Below are 20,265 nucleotides of genomic sequence, written 5' to 3'. Positions count from 1 at the left end.
GTTGGTTCTGGCCCTTGTGGTGGCTGTTCTGTCGCCATCGCGAGCAGGCTCGCTCCCACAAGGGTTACGCGATCTCCTGTGGGAGCGAGCCTGCTCGCGATGCAGACAACGCGGTGCAGCGGCCAGCCCACAGGACCCGAGGCCATTAAACGTTCTGGCGATCACCCTTCGGATCGAAGAACACCGAAGAAACGATTTCCGCCTCGATCACGCTGCCGTCGGCCAGCGGTGCGAACACCCGCTCACCCATGCGCTTCAGGCCGCCCTTGACCACCCCCATGGCAAACGAATAGCCGAGGGAGTTGTGCAGATAGCTGGAAGTCACGTGACCGACCATCGTCATCGGGATGGTTTGCTTGGTGTTGAACACCAGTTGCGCACCTTCCGGCAGCCATTTGGTCGGATCGATCGGCTTCAGACCAACCAGCTGTTTGCGCTGATCACGCACGCAGTCTTCGCGGTTCATGCCACGCCAGCCGATCCACGAGAACGGTTTGGTGCGACCGACGCACCAGCCCATGTTCAGGTCGTCCGGGGTCATCGAGCTGTCAGTGTCCTGACCGACAATGATGAAGCCCTTCTCTGCCCGCAGTACGTGCATGGTTTCGGTGCCGTACGGAGTCAGGTTGTACTTCTTCCCGGCCTCGACGATTTTCTCGAGTACGCCCATGGCGTAGTCGGCCTGCACGTTGACTTCGTACGACAGCTCGCCGGTAAACGAAATCCGGAATATCCGCGCTGGCACGCCGCCGACCAGCGCTTCTTTCCAGGTCATGAACGGGAAAGCTTCATTGGCCAGATCCACGTCGGTGACTTCGCTGAGCAGCTTGCGGCTGTTCGGCCCGGACAGGGTCATGGTCGCCCAATGGTCAGTCACGGAGGTGAAGTACACCTTCAGGTCTGGCCATTCGGTCTGATGGTAGATTTCCAGCCATTGCAGCACGCGTGCAGCGCCGCCGGTGGTAGTGGTCATCACGAAATGGTTGTCGGCCAGGCATGCGGTAACGCCGTCGTCGAACACCATGCCGTCTTCTTTACACATCAGGCCGTAACGCGCCTTGCCCACATCGAGCTTGGTCCAGGCGTTGGTGTAGATGCGGTTGAGGAACTCACGCGAATCCGGGCCCTGGATGTCGATCTTGCCCAGGGTCGAAGCGTCCAGCAGGCCGACGCTGTCGCGCACGGCTTTGCATTCGCGCTTCACGGCGGTGTGCAGGTCTTCACCGTTTTTCGGGAAGTACCATGGACGCTTCCACTGACCGACATCTTCGAACTCGGCGCCGTTTTTCACGTGCCAATGATGCAGCGCGGTGAAACGAACCGGCTCGAAGATATGCCCACAGTGACGACCGGCTACGGCGCCGAAGGTCACCGGCGTGTAGTTCGGACGGAACATGGTGGTGCCCATCTGCGGGATGGTCACGTTCAGCGAACGGGCGGCGATGGCCAGACCGTTGACGTTGCCGAGCTTGCCCTGATCGGTGCCGAAGCCCAGCGCGGTGTAGCGCTTGACGTGCTCGACCGACTCGAAGCCTTCGCGGGTCGCCAGTTCGATGGCGGCAGCGGTGACGTCGTTTTGCAGGTCGACAAATTGCTTCGGTGCCCGTGCGGTGGCTTTTTCGTGCGGCACCTGGAACAGCGCCAACGTCGGTTCTTCCAGACGGCTCAGGGCTTTGGGCAAGGTCGCTTCGACCCCGCTGAAACCGGCTTCGCTGGCGGCGCGAGCACCGCCTTCAAAACCGTCTGCCAGCGAATCGCCGAGGCCGTAGACGCCGTTGATGCCACCGACGCACACGCGTTTTTGCGGTGCTTCGCCCGGTACGAAACCGAGGATGTCTTCACGCCAGATCGGCTTGCCACCCAAGTGCGACGCCAGGTGAACCACCGGGCTGTAGCCGCCGGAACTGGCGACCAGGTCACAATCGAGCCACTCGCCTGGGCTGGTCACGGTGTGTGCTTTTACGTCAATCGCGGCAACGCGAGCGGCAGTGACATGCTTGCTGCCACGGGCCTCGATCACGGCGCTGCCAGTCAGGATGCGAATGCCTTTGGCGCGGGCTTCTTCCACCAGCGCACCACGAGGGTTGCTGCGGGCGTCGGCGATCGCGACCACTTGCAGACTGGCGTCGAGCCAATCCAGGGCCACGCGGTAGGCGTGATCGTTGTTGGTCGACAGCACCAGTTTCTTGCCCGGTGCCACGCCATAACGACGTACATAAGTCGACACAGCGCCGGCGAGCATGTTGCCCGGCACGTCGTTGTTGCCGTAAACCAGTGGACGCTCATGAGTACCGGTCGCCAGCACTACACGCTTGGCACGAACCCGGTGGATACGCTGACGCACCTGGCCGATCGGGGCGCGGTCGCCGAGGTGATCGGTGAGGCGCTCGTGAATGGTCAGGAAGTTATGGTCGTGGTAACCGTTGACCGTGGCGCGCGGCAACAGCAGCACGTCCGGGGTGTTTTTCAGCTCGGCGATGACGCTGGCGACCCACTCGGTGGCAGGCTTGCCGTCGAGGCTTTCGCGGGAATCGAGCAGGCTGCCGCCGAACTCTTCCTGTTCATCGGCCAGGATCACACGCGCACCGCTACGGGCAGCCGCCAGTGCCGCCGCCAGACCCGCAGGGCCAGCGCCGACGATCAGCACGTCGCAGTGCTGGTTCATGTAGTCGTAGGTGTCCGGATCGTTCTCGGTCGGCGAGCGGCCAAGGCCGGCGGCCTTACGAATGTACTTCTCGTAGGTCATCCAGAACGATTGCGGGTACATGAAGGTTTTGTAGTAGAAGCCCGGCGGCATCAGCTTGCCGCCGACCTTGCCGAGAATCCCCATCATGTCGTTGTTCACGCTCGGCCAGCCGTTGGTGCTGGTGGCGACCAGGCCTTGATACAGCGCTTGTTGCGTGGCGCGCACGTTCGGGATCTGCGTGGCTTCGGTCGCACCGATCTGCAGCACAGCGTTCGGCTCTTCGGCACCGGCGGCGAAGATGCCGCGCGGACGCGAATACTTGAAGCTGCGGCCGATGATGTCGACACCGTTGGCCAGCAAGGCTGCGGCCAGGGAGTCACCTTCAAAGCCTTTGTAGACCTGGCCGTTGAAGGTGAAGCTCAGCACTTTGTTACGGTCGATCCGTCCGCCGTTGGACAGGCGATTGATCTGGCTCATACCTTCTCTCCCAGAGCCGTGGCGGCCGCTTTCGGGCTGTCGGTCTTGTCGGTGAACTGCGGCTTGGCGCCGATCTTGTAGGTTTCGAGAATCTCGTAGGTCACGGTGTCACGGGTGGCGTTGAAGTACTGACGGCAACCGGCGACGTGATCCCACAGTTCGTGGTGCAGACCGCGAGGGTTGTCGCGGAAGAACATGTAGTCGCCCCACTCCTCGTCGGTGCAGCTGTTCGGATCCAGTGGACGCGGGATGTGCGCCTGGCCGGATGCGTGGAATTCCTCTTCGGAGCGCAGTTCGCCGCAGTGAGGACAGAAGATATGCAACATGGGGATTTCTCCTGTTAGTGGGCAACCGCAGCAGCGCCGTGTTCGTCGATCAACGCACCGTTGTGGAAACGGTCGATGGAGAAAGGTGCGGCCAATGGGTGCATTTCACCCTTGGCCAGACTCGCGGCAAACACGTTGCCCGAGCCAGGTGTTGCCTTGAAGCCACCGGTGCCCCAACCGCAGTTGAAGAACATGTTCGGTACCGGGGTTTTCGAGATGATCGGGCACGCATCCGGCGTGGTGTCGACGATGCCGCCCCACTGACGGTTCATGCGTACGCGCGACAGCACCGGGAACATCTCGACGATGGCCTGAATGGTGTGCTCGATCACCGGGTACGAACCACGCTGGCCGTAGCCGTTGTAGCCGTCGATACCGGCGCCGATCACCAGGTCGCCCTTGTCGGACTGGCTGATGTAACCGTGTACGGCATTGGACATGATCACGCTGTCGATAATCGGCTTGATCGGCTCGGACACCAGCGCTTGCAGCGGGTGCGATTCGATCGGCAGACGGAAACCGGCGAGTTTGGCCATGTGCCCGGAGTTACCGGCGGTGACCACACCGACGCGCTTGGCGCCGATGAAGCCCTTGTTGGTTTCAACACCGATGCACACGCCGTTTTCCTTGCGGAAGCCGATCACTTCGGTCTGTTGAATCAGGTCCACGCCCAAGGCATCGGCGGCGCGGGCAAAGCCCCACGCCACGGCATCGTGACGGGCCACGCCGCCGCGACGCTGGACGGTTGCGCCCATCACCGGGTAGCGCGTGTTCTTGGAGCAGTCGAGGTACGGAATCTCGTCGGCTACCTGTTTGGCATCGAGCAGTTCGCCGTCCACGCCGTTGAGGCGGTTGGCGCTGACCCGACGCTCGGAATCACGGATGTCCTGCAGGGTATGGCACAGGTTGTAGACACCACGCTGGGAGAACATCACGTTGTAGTTCAGGTCCTGAGACAGGCCTTCCCACAGTTTCATCGCGTGCTCGTACAGGTGCGCCGACTCGTCCCACAGGTAGTTGGAGCGAACGATGGTGGTGTTGCGCGCGGTGTTACCGCCGCCCAGCCAGCCTTTCTCGACCACGGCCACGTTGGTGATGCCGTGTTCCTTGGCCAGGTAGTAAGCGGTCGCCAGACCATGCCCGCCACCGCCGACGATGACCACGTCATAGACCTTTTTAGGGGTCGGCGTGCGCCACATCTTCTGCCAGTTTTCGTGATGGCTGAGGGAGTGTTTGAAGAGGCCGAAGCCCGAATAGCGTTGCATAGTCATTTACTCCAAAACCGCGCTCAGCGATAAACCGGGAAGTCCGCGCACAGGGCTGCCACTTGCTGCGCGACATTGGCCTCGACATCGGCATCACCGAGGTTGTCGAGGATGTCGCAGATCCAGCCAGCCAGCTCAACGCACTGGGTAACCTTGAAGCCGCGAGTGGTCACCGCCGGGGTGCCGATACGCAGGCCGGAGGTCACGAATGGCGACTGTGGATCGTTCGGGACAGCGTTCTTGTTCACGGTGATATGGGCGCGACCGAGTGCTGCGTCCGCCTCTTTGCCGGTGAGGCCCTGCCGGATCAGGCTGACCAGGAACAGGTGGTTATCGGTGCCGCCGGACACTACATCGTAGCCGCGTTTGATAAATACGCCGGCCATGGCCTGGGCATTGTCGATCACTTGTTGCTGGTAAGCCTTGAAGCCAGGCTCCAACGCTTCCTTGAAGCACACCGCCTTACCGGCGATCACGTGCATCAACGGGCCGCCTTGGGCACCCGGGAACACTGCCGCGTTGAGCTTCTTCTCGATTTCTTCGTTGGACTTGCACAGGATCAGGCCGCCACGAGGACCGCGCAGGGTCTTGTGGGTGGTGGTGGTGACCACATCAGCGTACGGCAGCGGGTTCGGGTACAGGCCGGCAGCGACCAGACCTGCGACGTGAGCCATGTCGACAAACAGCAGCGCTCCAACCTTGTCGGCGATCTGACGGAAACGTGGGAAGTCGAGGGTCTTGGAGTAGGCCGAGAATCCGGCAACGATCATCTTCGGCTTGCATTCGACAGCCAGACGCTCGACTTCGTCGTAGTCGATCAGCCCGGTTTTGGTGTCGATACCGTACTGCACGGCGTTGTACAGCTTGCCCGAGGACGACACCTTGGCACCGTGGGTCAGGTGACCACCGTGGGCCAGGCTCATGCCCAGAATGGTGTCGCCGGCTTGCAGCAGGGCCAAGTAAACAGCGCTGTTGGCCGAGGAACCGGAGTGCGGCTGGACGTTGGCGTAATCGGCACCGAACAGTTGCTTGGCGCGCTCGATGGCCAGGGCTTCAACCTTGTCGACGTGCTCGCAGCCACCGTAGTAGCGCTTGCCCGGATAGCCTTCGGCGTATTTGTTGGTCAGGCCGCTGCCCTGCGCTTGCATGACGCGCTTGCTGGTGTAGTTCTCTGACGCGATCAGCTCGATGTGATCTTCCTGGCGTTGCTCCTCGGCATTCATCGCCGCCAGCAGTGCATCGTCGTAACCCTGGATCTGGTCTTGCTTGCTGAACATCGCGTCTCTCCCAGCGGCATCTATGCGCCATTCGTCTCGGTAAGGCACTGGCGTTACGGCAGTGCCCTTTGGATGCGATGGTATGACCGGCGCAGACAGGTCAAATGCCTATGGACGCCACGCAAAGGTGCGTTTACGACATGGGCCAGAAAGGCAGGACCAGGGAAGGCTCTTGTGGCGAGGGAGCTTGCTCCCGCTCGGCTGCGCAGCAGTCGTAAAAACGACCAACACGATCAACCTGATGAACCGCATGCACTGGGTTTGGGGCTGCTACGCAGCCCAGCGGGAGCAAGCTCCCTCGCCACAAGAGCATGAGGGTCAGGCGATGAGTTGGCGCAAGGCCAGAAGCCCGAGGAAATGCGCGGGATAGAGCGCGTAAGCCCAGCGGCGCATTGGCGGTGGCCGGATGCCTTGGGCATGTCGCAATAGCAACAGCCCCAGCAATGGCGCAATCAGACAAGCGGCAATGCCGAGGATGGCTGCACTGCTATGAAGTCGTGCGGCGTAATACAGCACTTGCCACTGATTGGCCGCCAGGCAGACCAACCCCGGCAGCAGGCTGAAATACCAGGGCCGCCTGATCACCAGCCACATCGCCAGCGGCAACAGCACGCCGAAGAAACCGAACATCAATCGCTCCGTGAACAGTGCCGCCAGCAACAAGGCACCCGCCGCCAATAGTCGCGACTGAAGCATCCTGTGCTGCCAGCCACGGGCGACCAACAGCCCCAGAACCAGCGTGGGCAATACGTTTAAGGTGTCGTGATCAGGAAGGTACATCCGGTAGGGAATTTCGCTCAGAACGCTAAACAGCAACAACCAACCGAGATAGCGCCACTGGCCGTCGGTGGTTACTGCACGGGTTCGCGACAGGTTCGCCGCCATCGCCAGACAGAACCACGGGAACGCCAATCTGCCCGGCACATACAGCAGATCGATGGAGTAACCGATATATCGCAGGTGATCGAGCACCATGCTCAGCAGCGCCAGCCACTTGAGCAGATCCAGCGCCCCATCCCGTTGCGTCATGTGCATAATTGCCTGTCAACCGTGTGTTTTTCTGACAGCAACATCCCGTGTGCTCCCCGGACGATCTTCGGTAAAGTGCGCACCATCATTGACCACGAAGCTCTTCACCATAAGAGCCTCGATTACGGAAGCCGGCCATGACCGACAAGAGCCAACAATTCGCCAGCGACAACTATTCCGGTATTTGCCCTGAAGCCTGGGCTGCCATGGAACAGGCCAACCACGGCCACCAGCGCGCTTATGGCGACGATGAGTGGACCGCGCGCGCAGCGGATCAATTCCGCAAACTGTTCGAAACCGACTGCGAAGTGTTCTTCGCCTTCAACGGCACCGCGGCCAACTCGTTAGCCCTTTCATCACTGTGCCAGAGTTACCACAGCGTGATCTGCTCGGAAACCGCCCACGTCGAAACCGACGAATGCGGCGCACCGGAGTTTTTCTCCAACGGTTCCAAACTGCTGATCGCCCGCACCGAAAACGGCAAGCTGACGCCGGAATCGATCCGCGAAATCGCCCTCAAGCGCCAAGACATCCACTACCCGAAACCGCGCGTCGTGACCCTGACCCAGGCTACCGAAGTCGGTAGCGTGTACACCCCGGAAGAAATCCGCGCCATCAGTGCCACCTGCAAAGAACTGGGCCTGAACCTGCACATGGACGGCGCACGCTTCTCCAATGCGTGTGCATTTCTTGGCTGCTCGCCAGCCGACCTGACCTGGAAGGCCGGCGTTGACGTGCTGTGCTTCGGCGGCACGAAAAACGGCATGGCGGTGGGCGAAGCGATTCTGTTCTTCAACCACAAACTGGCTGAAGACTTCGATTACCGCTGCAAACAGGCCGGGCAACTGGCCTCGAAGATGCGCTTCCTCTCGGCGCCGTGGGTCGGGATTCTGGAAAACGACGCCTGGCTCAAATACGCCCGCCACGCCAACCACTGTGCACAGCTTCTGGCCGAACTGGTGAGCGACATTCCGGGCGTGGAACTGATGTTCCCGGTGCAGGCCAACGGCGTGTTCCTGCAATTGTCGGAACCGGCCATTGCCGCACTGACCGCCAAGGGCTGGCGTTTCTACACCTTCATCGGCAACGGCGGCGCACGGTTCATGTGCTCGTGGGACACCGAAGAAGAACGCGTTCGCGAATTGGCGGCAGATATTCGGGAAGTCATGGCAGCCTGAAGCCCCAAGCTTTTGTGGAGAGGGAGCTTGCTCCCGTTCGGCTGCGCAGCAGTCGTAAAAACCAACCAACGCGGTCTGCCTGACAGACCGCATGCTCAGGCTTTGGGGCTGCTGCGCAACCCAGCGGGAGCAAGCTCCCTCGCCACAGGTCTGTGTTCAACCTCAACTAATTGATTGAAATGAAACTTTGTGGCGCTGGGGCTTGCCCCCGTTCGGCTGCGCAGCAGTCGTGAAACCAGCCAACGCTGGCCTGCCTGACAGACCGCATGTTCAAGGTTTGGGGCTGCTTCGCAACCCAACGGGGGCAAGCCCCCTCGCCACAAAAAGCCCTGATGCAAAATGCCCCGCAAGAGTTGGTCTACATTGACTGGCGAGCCGTTTCGATCCGCATCGATAACAACAATCAGGAGCGTACGCATGTCATTACAAGGCAAAACCCTGTTCATCACCGGCGCCAGCCGTGGCATCGGGCGTGAGATTGCGCTGCGGGCAGCAAAGGACGGGGCCAACATCGTGATTGCCGCCAAAAGCGCCACTCCTCACCCCAAACTGCCTGGCACCATTTTCAGCGTGGCGGCGGAAGTTGAAGCCGCGGGCGGCAAGGCGTTGGCCTTGCAGGTGGATGTGCGTGATGAAATTGCCGTGCGCCAGGCCATGGCCGACGCCTCTGAGCATTTCGGCGGCATCGATGCGCTGATCAACAATGCCGGGGCGATCAAGCTGACCGGCGTGCAACACATCGAACTCAAGCGCTTCGACCTGATGCACCAGATCAACACCCGCGCCGTGCTGCTGTGCAGTCAGGCCGCCCTGCCCTATCTGAAAAAAACCGCCGGCCACATCCTCAACCTGTCGCCACCGCTGAACCTGGCCACCAAGTGGTTCGCCCAGTACAGCCCTTACACGGTGACCAAATACGGCATGAGCATGCTAACCCTGGGCATGAGCGAGGAATTCGCCTCCTACGGCATCAGCGTCAATTCTCTGTGGCCGCAGACCATGATCGCCACTGCCGCCATCGAGTTTCAGCTGGGGTCGCGCGAGTCGTTCAAGCATGCGCGCACGCCGGCGATTATGGCCGACGCCGCCTACGCAATTCTGGGTAGCAGTGGCCGCAGCATTACCGGGCGCTTGCTGATTGATGAGGAGATTCTGCGGGAGCATGGGGTGACCGAATTCGATCATTACCGCTTTGAGCACGGCACCCAAGACAAGCTGATGCCAGACTTGTTTGTGGACTGAAATACCAACCATTGTGGGAGCGGGCTTGCTCGCGAAAGCGGTGTGTCAGGCAACATCAATGTTGACTGTGCCGCCGCCTTCGCGAGCAAGCCCGCTCCCACAGGTTCAAAACTCGATCCGCACATCACCCTTCGGCACGCTGCAGCACGACAGGATGAACCCTTCGGCCTCGTCTTCCTCGGTAATCCCGCCGTTGTGGTCCATTTCGACTTCACCACCAAGCTTCATCACCTTGCACGTCCCGCAGATCCCCATCCCGCAAGCCTTCGGAATCAGCAGGCCAAGCTTGGCCGCCGCCGCATGCACGGTTTCGCCCGGCGCCACACGAATGCTCTTGCCGGACGCGGTGAATTCCACCTGATGCAGGTCGGCAACGTCGACTTCCGGTGCATCTGCTGCGATTTCGGCTTGCTCCACCGCGTCGGCACGGGCTTCCGCTGGCGTCGCGCCGAAGGATTCTTCGTGATAACGCGTCATGTCGAAACCGGCCGCCTCAAGCATGCGCTTGACCGCGTTCATGTACGGGGTCGGGCCGCAGCAGAAGACTTCACGCTCAAGGAAGTCCGGCGCCATCAATTCGAGCATCTTGTGGTTCAGGTAACCGCGATAACCGGCCCACGGCTCGCCCAGGCCATGCTTCTCGCAAATCAGGTGCAGGCTGAAGTTGTCGATTCGCGACGCCATGTGTTCCAGCTCGCGGTGATAAATGATGTCTTTGGGCGAACGGGCGCTGTGGATAAACACCATGTCGACGTTGCCGTTGGTGTCGTAGAACCAGCGCGCCATCGACATGACGGGCGTGATGCCGACGCCACCGCTGAGGTACAGAACCTTTGGCGCGGTGAAGTCCATGGCGTTGAACAGCCCGACCGGCCCGTGTACCGCCAGTTCCTGGCCTTCATGCAGAGTGTCGTGCAGCCAGTTGGACACCTTGCCCCCCGGCACGCGCTTGATCGTCACCGAAAAGCTGTACGGCACCGACGGAGAACTGGATATGGTGTAGGAGCGCATGATCGGCACGCCGTCGATTTCCAGCTCCAGGGTGACAAACTGCCCGGGCTTGAAAAAGAACAGGATTGGCTGGTCGGCCATAAAGCAGAAGGTGCGCACATCCCAGGTTTCCTGGATGACTTTGACGCAACGGACAATGTGTCGACCATTGGCCCAGGTCTGGGTGGTTACCGGGTTCAGGAAGCTGTTGGACATGCTGTTCTCCACGGCCGACTACCGGCCTTTATGTTGGCGATTCTGCGTATAGCGCAGCCCCTCCATTTACCTATCTGCGACATTCACATACTTATCGCGACCAGCCCCCAATTACCGGGGGTTGCGCGTCGGGAACAGATTGGGCCATGTCGCCCATGGATAAGGTTCCGGGCAACGGCGGCCCCACACTCGCCACACACAAAGACGTTTTCTTTACACCCTTGCGTAGCAAACCGTATCAGCCACTATTTCGCCGGCCACACAGAAAGGCCATGAGGATCAAATCGATGGACGTCACCGCAAAAATCAGCCTGGGCGATCCGCTGGAACCCGCACGCAAGGCCACCGCGCAGATGCTGCAAGAGCGTGAGCGCACTTTCTCGCTGCCGCAGCCGTTTTACTCTGACGAGCGGCTGTTTGATATCGACATGCAGGAAATCTTTCAGAAAGAGTGGTTGATCGCCGGCATGACCTGCGAAATCCCGACCAAGGGCAACTACCTGACCCTGCAAGTCGGCAAGAACCCGATCATCGTGATTCGTGGCGCCGACGGCGTGGTCCATGCGTTCCACAACGTCTGCCGTCACCGCGGTTCGCGGCTGTGCACCAGTGAAAAAGGCAAAGTCGCCAAACTGGTCTGCCACTACCACCAGTGGACGTATGAGCTGGACGGTCGCCTGCTGTTCGCCGGCACCGAAATGGGCGCCGACTTCGACATGAAGCAGTACGGCTTGAAGCCTGTGAACGTGAAGACCGCTGGCGGCTACATCTTCATCAGCCTGTCGGAAAACCCGCCGGCCATTGATGACTTCCTGTCGACGCTGAACCATTACATGGAACCGTACGACATGGAGAACACCAAGGTGGCGATCCAGACCACCTTGTTCGAAAAGGCCAACTGGAAACTGGTGCTGGAAAACAACCGCGAGTGCTACCACTGCAACGCGGCGCACCCGGAACTGCTGAAAACCCTGCTGGAATGGGACGACGTCACCGACCCGCGTGCCGACCAGGCCTTCAAGGACCACGTCGCTGCTTCGGCCGCTGCCTGGGAAGCCGAGAAGATTCCTTACGCCCACGCCAGCTTCGGCCTGCGTAACCGCATCGTGCGCATGCCGCTGCTCAAGGGCACTGTGTCGATGACCCTGGACGGCAAACAGGGCTGCGCCAAACTCATGGGCCGCATCAAAAACCCGGACCTGGGTTCGATGCGCATCCTGCACCTGCCGCACTCGTGGAACCACTGCATGGGCGACCACATCATCGTGTTCACCGTGTGGCCGATCAGCGCTCAGGAAACCATGGTCACCACCAAGTGGATCGTCCACAAGGACGCAGTCGAAGGTGTGGACTACGACGTGGAGCGCATGCGCCAGGTCTGGGATGCGACCAACGACCAGGACCGTCGCCTGGCCGAAGAAAACCAGCGCGGGATCAACTCCACCGCGTACCAGCCAGGGCCTTACTCCAAGACCTATGAGTTTGGTGTGGTGAACTTTGTGGATTGGTACAGCGAGCGGTTGCTGAACAACCTTGGGGCCGAGCCTGCGCCGTACCTCAAAGGGGTACCGGTTCAAGGCTAAGAGCAAAAGCATCGCTAGCAGGCTCGCTCCCACACTGGATCTATATGCACTGAAGATCCCTTGTGGGAGCGAGCCTGCTCGCGATGACGGCCTACCCGTCACCACAAATCAATGGGCTGATGAAGACCACCGCACCGACCCATCCTCCCCAATAAACGTTTCTTCGATGTTCTCCCCCACCAGCCGCACCTTCACATAACCGTTCAACACCCGATCCGGGTACGCCTCATCCCGCGCATTTTCCGTTTCCGACCACAGCACCCGCGCATGCCCGTTCAGCTCGCTGGCATTGCCGTAGGGAATCGCCCCGTGCCCGGCGCAGCGCGCATGCAACCCGCCTTGAGCGGCGTAGCAGATGCCGTTGTGCAAATGCCCCCAATACCAATAATCCGGCTCACGGCCCAAGGCATCGCACACCGGTTTATAAAGCGCCGTCTTGTTGTGCCCGGAAATGTCGAAGCCCTGGTGATGACTGAGCACCATGATCTTCTTGCGCTGAGGCAGGTCTTTCATCCAGTCGATCTGCTCCTTGTTCAGCGCACCGTCCATGTACAGGTTGATCGCATCCGAGGCGTAAGCCGTGTCGAGCCCGATCACCAGCCAGTCATCGTTGTACAACGCAAAATAACTGGTGCCCTGCTGCGCCGGGAAACGCTTGGCCAGTTCCTTGAAGTAGCCATGGGCGCCGCTGTACATCTCGTGGTTGGAGTTGAGGGTGAACGAACCGTGCTTGCCCATGGGCCAGCCGACCATGTCGACGTCTTCCTGGGAGCGGGTGCCGGCGTAATACACATCCCCTAGATGAATGGTGAAGTCGGCCTGGGCCAGTTGCATCTGGTTGGCCACCGACACCGCCGGAGCATGGCTGTCGAACGGCCCGGTACCCCAGTCGCCGGCGATGGCCAGGGTCACATCACTGTCCATGCGCATCAGCGCCGGGTTGGTGGCGAACGACGCGTGATGCCGCAGGTTCTCGATCCATTTGAGCAGCGCCTCGCTCCACAACAGATCCAGCAGCTCCCATTTGCGACAACCGAGCAAGCTGCCGTCCTTGAGCACTCGGGTTTGCAGCTCGTCTACCGATTGCGGCAAGGGGCTGGCGTTGCCGATGTGCAGGATCGACAAGCCATGGGACAACTCCCACGGCACACTTGGCTGATCGTCTGGCATATCACCGTGCTTGAGCACGTATTGCGCCTGATCGTGACCCCGTTGCAACAGCGCGACGATGGCCTGGTACTCCTCGGGTTCGAGCTCGCTGACGAGCTTTTTCCAGGCCATTTCCAAACGGGTGAACAAGCCGTGTACGCGTAGCTTGACCTTGTCGTACTCGTGTTCCCAATGACTGACCAATGACATGTCGCTTTCCTCCATCCGTAGTGGAATTACAGGGTTTTCATGAACTCGATGAGCGCCCGCTTATCGAGTTCCGACAGCTGCGTGCCGTACAGGTGGCCGCCGTTGTGGTTGCCCTCCAGACGGGTGTCGTATTTGAAGTCCGCCGAGGCTTTCATCTGCTGGCCACTGGTGACGAAGCCGACTTTGTCCTGGTCGTACACATCAGAGCCGGTGAAGAACACCAGCGGCCTCTTTTCCGGTGGTTGCAGCAAATCCCACAGGGTCGGTACCGAACCGTTGTGCAAGTACGGCGCGCGCAACCAGACGCCGTCGGTGGGCGTGTTGCTGTAGCTCTGGGTCTTGCGATAGGCGCCAAAGTCGAACGGGGATTTCTTGAAGCCATGGAAAGCCGTCACCAAACCTGTGGTGAACGAGTTCAGGCGATGGGGATCGGTGCCCAGTTCATCAATGCTGGTGGTGACCTGACCGGTATCGGTGCGGCCGAAATCGTGGCAACCGGCGCAGTTGTTTTCCCAGACCGGTTTGCCCCGTGCGACTTTGGCCTGATCCAGCGCGAACGGCCATGCCGGCGCCTTGTGGCCCAGCAACCAGTTGGTCACCCGGTTGAAACTGGCCGGCAGCACCGACTCCGGCGTCGCGCCCACGGCCATGGCCGCCGCGTAGTTGCGTTCATGGATGTCGTTGTTATTGCCATCCCAATGCAGGTACAGCGACTCCCGCGGCTTCTGGTTCCACACTTGCGGCAAGTCGACGGTGCCGATGGTCGAGTCATCCGGGAAGCCGAACACCACCATTTTTGTCGGGTTGAAGGTGTCGGTACGTCCCGGCCCTTGCGGTGCGCGCAGTCGTTGCCAGGCATAGGCCTGCTTCTGTTTGACCAGCGCGCTCGTGGCCATCGGAATGATCACGTAGCGGTTGTACAAGCGCTCGAAAAACCCGAGCTGGAACTTGCTGTTGATCGCCGTCATCACCGCGTCTGGGGTGAATTTCGGGTCGCTGGCGCAATTGTAGGCGAACCACTGAAAGGCCTGCAGTTGCAGGGTATTGGCCGGTGCGGTGGCCACCGGGATGGCGACGTCGCTGGTAGTGGCCCGGTAGGAACCGGTGTGACACAGGGCGCAGTTGGGCTCCACGGTCGGGTAACCGATCTGCCGCTTGGCCATACCGATCGGCAGGTCTTTGCCGTTCTCGTAGAGGAAACCGAAGACTTCATAGCCGCCGGGTTTCGGCAGCTTATCCGGGCACATCTGTGGCAATACGGCGAACAGGTAATAGGGAATCCGCGCCTCGATGCCCAGGCCGATGGCGCCGTACTTGTAGTGATCCTCATCGGAGGCGTATTGCTCTGCCGGCACCACCCGCAGCATCTGGTACCAGGTTTCGTAGCCGATAAACCCCAGCGCCAGCACCACGACCAGCGTGGCAACCTTGAAGCTGTGCCGCTGCCAGCGTCGCGCCCACGCTGCGCGCCATTCAAGCCAGCCGTCGCGAAGCAACGCCAAGGGCCGATTGGCCGGCGCGCTGCCCAGATACAGCAAAACCCCGAGGATCAGGAACATGCTCAGATCACCCAGCAACATCGGCACGAACACCTGGGCCTGATTGCTGGTGTTGATCAGGTAAACCCAGAACGCCACGGCGACCAATCGCGACAGCACGCACAGCCATGAATGCACGACGTATCTTGGTGCGTTGAAGCCTGACGGCATGTAGAACAGGCTGATCCCCACCAGCAGCATGCCGGCGTTTTCCAGCCACGGATCGGAGAGTTGCGGCGGCATCCCGAGCATCGAGGTCAGCAACGCCGGCGCAAACAGCGCCGGAATCGCGAAGACCATGTTCATCACGATGCCTAGCCAGATGAAGCGTTGAAACCAGCGGATGTAACTGTCCATAGCATCCATTCCTTGTCGTCACCAATCCCAAGTCAGTACACGGCTTTTGTGGCGAGGGAGCTTGCTCCCGCTCGGCTGCGAAGCAGTCGTAAAACCAGAAAACGCGGTGTATCTGATAGATCGCACCCTCAGGTTTTGGAGCTGCTACGCAGCCCAGCGGGAGCAAGCTCCCTCGCCACAGGTAAGCAGTGCTAGCCGAGGGCCGTTTTCTCCAGGTGTTGCAGGATGATCGGGTACACATCGAGCACCGCATTCTTGCCGAACATGCAGTCGATATGCCCGTAACCCGGCACTACATGCCGGCTGTAGCGCTCCGGCCCATGGACTTTACAAACGCGCTCATAGGTCTTGAGCGTGCTTTCCGGCAGGTAGCATTGGTTGTCTTCGCCGCTGATGAAGCAGATCGGCATGGTCAGCCGGTCGAAGTGCGGCATGTAGACGTCCTGGCCCTTGAAGTCCACCAGATGACCTTTGCGCAGGATCAACGCCAAGTGCTCGAAGGTCTGCATGTTCGACTCGCCGAACAGCTCATGCAGGTTGTCATGCAGGGTCTCGTTGAGCGTGTCGTGGCGGTACAACGATGCGTACATGAAGGTGATGCGATGGCACACCGGGTTGGTGCAGTAGCCCTGAGCCTCGATGCGGGCATACCCGTTGAGAGCCTTGTCGTAGAGCTTGTTGAACCAGCTCTCCTTGTTGTCGGCATACGCGGTGAGGGATTTGATGCCGATGGCGTCGAGCATCCCCGGAAGGTGCAAGCCGGCCTTGAGCCCGGTTGCCGTGGCGACCACCGTATCCGCGGCGATCTGCGAACACACCACCGAACGCACGCCCTGCAATCCGGCCAACAGCGACATGAAGAAAGTCGTCGCGCCGTAGCAATGCACCACGCATTGCACGTCCGCGGCCTTGGTTGCTTGCTGGATCTGCGCGATGGCGGCCTTGAAGTCGTACTGCGCAATCTGGTCGCCGTTCCATTCCTTCTTGCTCGCGGGCAACAGAATGCTCACCCGCAAATCCAGCAGCCAGACGTCGTACTCGTGCTTGCACAGGTACTCCAGCAGGTTGGTCTGGATGGTGTCGGTGGAGAAAATATTCGAGCCCACGCCCAAGCCATGCACCAGCATCACCGGCCCTTTGCTGCCGCCCTGATAGCGGGTCAGGCGTAGCTGGACGCTGTCTTCGGTCTGGAAGAACTGCACACTCGGGGTTGGCGCATCCAGCGGGCGTTTCTGCCGCGGCGGCGCATCGGGGTTGAAATAGATGTCGCCAGCGAACACGCCGCCGTAGCTCTCCCACAAGATGCCGGCGAAGAATTTGCCAAAGCGCGCCAGCCCATCGATACGCTCGCGTTCGTTGCGGGCGTTGAGCACCTTCATGGTGGTCATTTGCTTGGCGAAATCGGCCGGCTGGATGTGCATCACACCCGAACCCATCACCTCGCCGGTCTTGTCCGACCCGCGATACAGCGTCACGTAAAGAGTGCTGGTGTCGTGCCAGACGTTCAGCACGCCGTTGTCTTCGGGCACGGTCTTGAACGCGCTGAAGTAATAATCGCTGCCGTCCTCGGCGGTCAGTTTCATGTCGTATTTCATGTGCCGCACGCCGACCTGTTCCTGATATTCCTCGAACAGGTTGAACACGCCATTGCTGGCGGTCAGCGGTTCCCGCGACAGGCCCGGCGCATTGAGCGTGCCGACCAGCGTCGCGGCGTGTTGCGGCTCCTTGATCATGCGGTTGAGGTCGTTGGCGGTGATGGTCAGGGTGAATTCGATCGGCGAGTTCTCCGACTCGCCGCGTTTGGCCGCCGCCTCGTAGAGTTTGAGATCGGTGCCTTGAGGCTGAGTGAAGTCTTTGGAGAAATAGCCCTTCATGGTTTCGGTGAACTGCACGCCGAGGGTCGGCGGCGCCACTTGTTTGCGCGGCGCCGAGGGCAGCGTGTAGTCGATATGCCAACCGCGATCGGCCGCCAGCAGGCCCATGTTGCGCTCGCTCACGGCGGAAATGGTCAGCAGCGGATTGACCGCCAGGGAGGTCGGAATCACCGCGCCGTCGGTCACGTACAACCCGGCATAGACATTGGTGCCACTGGTGCTGCTGAACACCTGGCCCTTGTGGTTGACCACGCCCTGCTCCGCGTCCTCTCCCATCACGCAACCGCCCAACGGGTGAACGGACACGATGCTGTGTTTGAGCAACTCGGTCCAGATCGGGTTCTCGACCCAGATTCCGCCCAATGCCTTGGTGCTCTGGTGCAGCCGTTCGTTACCGAGTTTGACGTTTTCCTGCTCGCCAACACCCGGCCAGTCGATGCGCAGCTGGTCCTTGCTGTCGAGCACCATGCGACCCTTGCCGTCATCGTGACTCATGATCAGGTAGGTCTGCATGTTATGCAGGGCGCCGTGATACGGGCCGCGCAGGAAGCTGTCGGTTTCGCGCTCGGCGTACTTGAGCTTGCCGCTGAAGCTGTCATCGGTGGGCTTGCCGATCAACCCGGCGAACGCGGCCATGCTCGGCACCATGGGCCGGCCGAGGGCGCCGGGGATCGAGCCTTCTTCGATGACCATGCGGCTGCGCCAGTCGCCTTCGGTGCGCATGTCGATGATCGAGGTGATACACGGGCCGACCGGTTTCATTTCACTGGCCGGATGCGCGCCGAAACCGATGCCGTTGATTGCTTGGTCGCAGTTGTGGCCGAAACCGAGAATGTCACCGTTGCCGCTCATGTTCTCGCCGAGTTGATCGGACGTCGCCAGACCTTTGTCCCGAGAACGCAGGAGGATTTCGGTGGAACCCAGGGTGCCCGCCGAAACCACGACGATGTCAGCCTTGACGAATAGCGTCGGTGCCGAGAACTGCTCGCGCCCGCTGTCCAGGTATTGGAAATGCACGATCCAGCCGTCGCCGTCGGCGTCGCGCTCCAGGTGCCGCACCTCGGCCTGGCAGAAAATCTCCGCGCCGTGGTTCCAGGCATCCGGCAGGTAATTCATCAGCGTGGTGTTCTTGGCCTTGTTGTTACAGCCCGACACGCAGTCGCCGCAGTGGTTGCACGGCAGCTGCTCGACGCCGACATGGTTGAGGTTGTTCGGCAGTTTGTCGAAGGTCACGTTGATTGGCGGCTTGTAGAAATGCGCACCTTGCTTGAGGTAGTCCGCAGACTTTTTGTTGGCTTCCAGTTTCGGCAACACCGGCGAAGTGCCTGGGTAAGGGTTGGGCTTGAGCATCTCCCGAGCCCGGGCGTACCCATCCTTGAGCAGCGTGTCGCGGTGTTCACGCACCGCCAGCGGCCAGCGCGGATCGTCGAACACGCCGGGCTCCGGTTCCAGCGCAACGTTAGCGTTGATCAGCGACGTGCCGCCCAGGCCGCAACCGACCACCACGTTCTGCTGGGCATTGACGTGCAGGTCGAACAACCCGGTGCGCGAACCGATGTGTCCGTCTGGGTCATGGACTTGCAGTTCTTCAGTGGCCGCCAGCATCGTATTGGGGTATTCGCCGGGCTGGATTTCTCGGCCTCGCTCCAGCAGGCACACCCGCTTGCCGGCCCGGGACAGGCGCGACGCCGCGATCCCGCCGCCGTAACCGGAGCCGATGACAATCACGTCGTAATGTTCCTTGATGTCGCTGATGGGCGTGGCGATCCGTGTCATGGGTCATTTCCTCTCAGGCAGATGGGCAACTCTGTGGTTGCCTGCAATCGATAGACGAACGAACACCTGGTCACCGGGCACGGTCGGGCCTCAATGGCAGCGGCGTCAGGGTATGGGGAAAGGTTTCAGGCGCTATAGGCGAGCGCGCTGATTGGCGGCGCGACGGTGAATCCGTTTACGCAGCAAGGTCGCGGGGGTCGGTACACAGGTCATGCAGGGGCTGAGGTGCGAATGTGGCTGCGAGCGATGTGGCTGGCTATCCATCCGTGTTCTCCCTGAACCAGATGTGGATAAGTGACGGCTGTCCTTGTGACCTGAGAGTGAAGACAGGCGACAGATCGAAGTCAAGGAAGTGACTTAGAACTGTATGAAATCTGATCTATCGCGTTGTGGTCTATATGGGCCGTGGCTTGCAGGGTTTAGCGAACAAGTTATCCACATCTCCACCCACAGCTATTGGGGACAATTGTGGATGACGGGGCAAATTTATTCACAAAAAACCAAGAAAAACCGTGACTTATCCAGAAGCAGGGTTTTATGCAAGCATTGATCGTTTTTTGATCAGAAGCCTGCAGGGCACGGTTTATATGACGTGCAGAGGATGGCGAACACCTTATCCACAGAAGCGCCAACAGACTTTGGGGGCAACTTTGCGGGTTCTGTGGAAAACCGCTGAAAGCCGCGAAAATTCAGGGTTTGCGGTAGGTTCAGGGGGAGAAAATGGTCAATTGAGCATTATTTGATCAACTCACTGAAAGCCACGGTTTATATAGCCTGTAGCGGACAGCGAACATCTTATCCACAGAAGCGCCAACAGAGATTGGGGGCAAGTATCGGCTTACGAGCGAAGTCGTTCTGTGGAGAAAGCTCGAAAAAACCGGAGGTTAGGCTGGTTGTTTTTTGTACGGAGGGCTGAAGGGCTTGATGGGCATGGGGTGTAGCGAGGGGCGAACATGTTATCCACAGAAGCACTAACAGGGATTGTGGGTAACCCCGGTGGATTGTTGGCGTGCACAGTGATCGACACTGAACCTGTGGCGAGGGAGCTTGCTCCCGTTGGACTGCGAAGCAGTCCCCCTCTTTGGGATAAGG

Annotated in this window: 13 protein-coding genes; 4 read left to right on the top strand and 9 right to left on the bottom strand. The window is 60.2% G+C overall.

From position 1 onward, the window contains the following. Positions 1 to 145: 145 nt before the first annotated feature. From BK662_RS07640 to BK662_RS07620, 5 genes are all read right to left on the bottom strand, one after another. Complete coding sequence (locus BK662_RS07640) at positions 146 to 3,163, bottom strand: sarcosine oxidase subunit alpha (protein WP_123357567.1); 3,018 nt, start codon at positions 3,161 to 3,163, stop codon at positions 146 to 148. Then, positions 3,160 to 3,489: a sarcosine oxidase subunit delta gene (locus BK662_RS07635; RefSeq protein WP_033053963.1), complete on the bottom strand. Its 330-nt coding sequence runs from the start codon at positions 3,487 to 3,489 to the stop codon at positions 3,160 to 3,162. Before BK662_RS07635 ends, BK662_RS07640 begins: the two co-directional genes overlap by 4 nt. Before the next feature lie 14 nt (positions 3,490 to 3,503). Further along, entirely contained in the window at positions 3,504 to 4,754 is a 1,251-nt protein-coding gene (locus BK662_RS07630; protein ID WP_007947735.1) for a sarcosine oxidase subunit beta, read from the bottom strand. Positions 4,755 to 4,777: 23 nt separating this feature from the next. Next, positions 4,778 to 6,031, bottom strand: a complete 1,254-nt coding sequence (glyA, locus tag BK662_RS07625) for a serine hydroxymethyltransferase (RefSeq protein ID WP_123357566.1) — start codon at positions 6,029 to 6,031, stop codon at positions 4,778 to 4,780. A 318-nt stretch (positions 6,032 to 6,349) separates the two neighbouring features. Next, on the bottom strand, positions 6,350 to 7,066 hold the full coding sequence (locus BK662_RS07620) for a TraX family protein (protein WP_123357565.1): 717 nt from the start codon (positions 7,064 to 7,066) through the stop codon (positions 6,350 to 6,352). A gap of 131 nt (positions 7,067 to 7,197) precedes the next feature. On the opposite strand from BK662_RS07620, the gene BK662_RS07615 reads away from it, so the two are divergent. Together BK662_RS07615 and BK662_RS07605 are read left to right on the top strand one after the other, a co-directional pair. Beyond that, positions 7,198 to 8,238, top strand: coding sequence for a threonine aldolase family protein (locus tag BK662_RS07615; RefSeq protein WP_123357564.1), 1,041 nt, complete (start codon positions 7,198 to 7,200; stop codon positions 8,236 to 8,238). A gap of 417 nt (positions 8,239 to 8,655) precedes the next feature. Continuing rightward, on the top strand, positions 8,656 to 9,480 hold the full coding sequence (locus BK662_RS07605; protein WP_123357563.1) for an SDR family oxidoreductase: 825 nt from the start codon (positions 8,656 to 8,658) through the stop codon (positions 9,478 to 9,480). 105 nt (positions 9,481 to 9,585) lie between these two features. Here BK662_RS07605 and gbcB read toward each other — a convergent pair whose 3' ends face one another. After that, on the bottom strand, positions 9,586 to 10,686 hold the full coding sequence (gbcB, locus tag BK662_RS07595; RefSeq protein ID WP_123357562.1) for a glycine betaine monooxygenase reductase subunit: 1,101 nt from the start codon (positions 10,684 to 10,686) through the stop codon (positions 9,586 to 9,588). A gap of 287 nt (positions 10,687 to 10,973) precedes the next feature. On the opposite strand from gbcB, the gene gbca reads away from it, so the two are divergent. Beyond that, positions 10,974 to 12,269 carry a glycine betaine monooxygenase oxygenase subunit gene (gbca, locus tag BK662_RS07585; protein WP_123357560.1) on the top strand — a complete coding sequence of 432 codons (1,296 nt, stop codon included), beginning with the start codon at positions 10,974 to 10,976 and terminating at the stop codon, positions 12,267 to 12,269. A gap of 108 nt (positions 12,270 to 12,377) precedes the next feature. Here the strand turns inward: gbca and BK662_RS07580 are convergent, their stop codons facing one another. The 3 genes from BK662_RS07580 to BK662_RS07570 form a co-directional block, all read right to left on the bottom strand. Next, positions 12,378 to 13,628: a metallophosphoesterase family protein gene (locus tag BK662_RS07580; protein ID WP_123357559.1), complete on the bottom strand. Its 1,251-nt coding sequence runs from the start codon at positions 13,626 to 13,628 to the stop codon at positions 12,378 to 12,380. Between the two features lie 26 nt (positions 13,629 to 13,654). Continuing rightward, complete coding sequence (locus BK662_RS07575) at positions 13,655 to 15,523, bottom strand: c-type cytochrome (protein ID WP_123357558.1); 1,869 nt, start codon at positions 15,521 to 15,523, stop codon at positions 13,655 to 13,657. A 191-nt stretch (positions 15,524 to 15,714) separates the two neighbouring features. Further along, positions 15,715 to 19,173, bottom strand: a complete 3,459-nt coding sequence (locus tag BK662_RS07570; RefSeq protein WP_123357557.1) for an alpha/beta fold hydrolase — start codon at positions 19,171 to 19,173, stop codon at positions 15,715 to 15,717. A 512-nt stretch (positions 19,174 to 19,685) separates the two neighbouring features. Between BK662_RS07570 and BK662_RS34605 the strand changes: the two genes are divergently transcribed. Further along, positions 19,686 to 19,916 (top strand): hypothetical protein, encoded by a 231-nt coding sequence (locus BK662_RS34605; RefSeq protein WP_148057919.1) that lies wholly within the window; start codon positions 19,686 to 19,688, stop codon positions 19,914 to 19,916. Positions 19,917 to 20,265 lie beyond the last annotated feature (349 nt).

The sequence above is a fragment of the Pseudomonas frederiksbergensis genome (assembly GCF_003732275.1).
In the GTDB taxonomy this organism is placed as follows: Bacteria; Pseudomonadota; Gammaproteobacteria; order Pseudomonadales; family Pseudomonadaceae; genus Aquipseudomonas; species Aquipseudomonas frederiksbergensis_H.
This window is presented reverse-complemented; position numbering and strand designations above follow the sequence as displayed.

Excerpts from the sequence above, each read along its gene's own strand:
- BK662_RS07640 (WP_123357567.1), bottom strand. The coding sequence starts at position 3,163 with ATGAGCCAGATCAATCGCCTGTCCAACGGCGGACGGATCGACCGTAAC.
- BK662_RS07630 (WP_007947735.1), bottom strand. The coding sequence starts at position 4,754 with ATGCAACGCTATTCGGGCTTCGGCCTCTTCAAACACTCCCTCAGCCAT.
- gbcB (WP_123357562.1), bottom strand. The coding sequence starts at position 10,686 with ATGTCCAACAGCTTCCTGAACCCGGTAACCACCCAGACCTGGGCCAAT.
- BK662_RS07635 (WP_033053963.1), bottom strand. The coding sequence starts at position 3,489 with ATGTTGCATATCTTCTGTCCTCACTGCGGCGAACTGCGCTCCGAAGAG.
- BK662_RS07620 (WP_123357565.1), bottom strand. The coding sequence starts at position 7,066 with ATGCACATGACGCAACGGGATGGGGCGCTGGATCTGCTCAAGTGGCTG.
- BK662_RS07580 (WP_123357559.1), bottom strand. The coding sequence starts at position 13,628 with ATGTCATTGGTCAGTCATTGGGAACACGAGTACGACAAGGTCAAGCTA.
- BK662_RS07615 (WP_123357564.1), top strand. The coding sequence starts at position 7,198 with ATGACCGACAAGAGCCAACAATTCGCCAGCGACAACTATTCCGGTATT.
- BK662_RS07575 (WP_123357558.1), bottom strand. The coding sequence starts at position 15,523 with ATGGACAGTTACATCCGCTGGTTTCAACGCTTCATCTGGCTAGGCATC.
- BK662_RS07570 (WP_123357557.1), bottom strand. The coding sequence starts at position 19,173 with ATGACACGGATCGCCACGCCCATCAGCGACATCAAGGAACATTACGAC.
- glyA (WP_123357566.1), bottom strand. The coding sequence starts at position 6,031 with ATGTTCAGCAAGCAAGACCAGATCCAGGGTTACGACGATGCACTGCTG.
- gbca (WP_123357560.1), top strand. The coding sequence starts at position 10,974 with ATGGACGTCACCGCAAAAATCAGCCTGGGCGATCCGCTGGAACCCGCA.
- BK662_RS07605 (WP_123357563.1), top strand. The coding sequence starts at position 8,656 with ATGTCATTACAAGGCAAAACCCTGTTCATCACCGGCGCCAGCCGTGGC.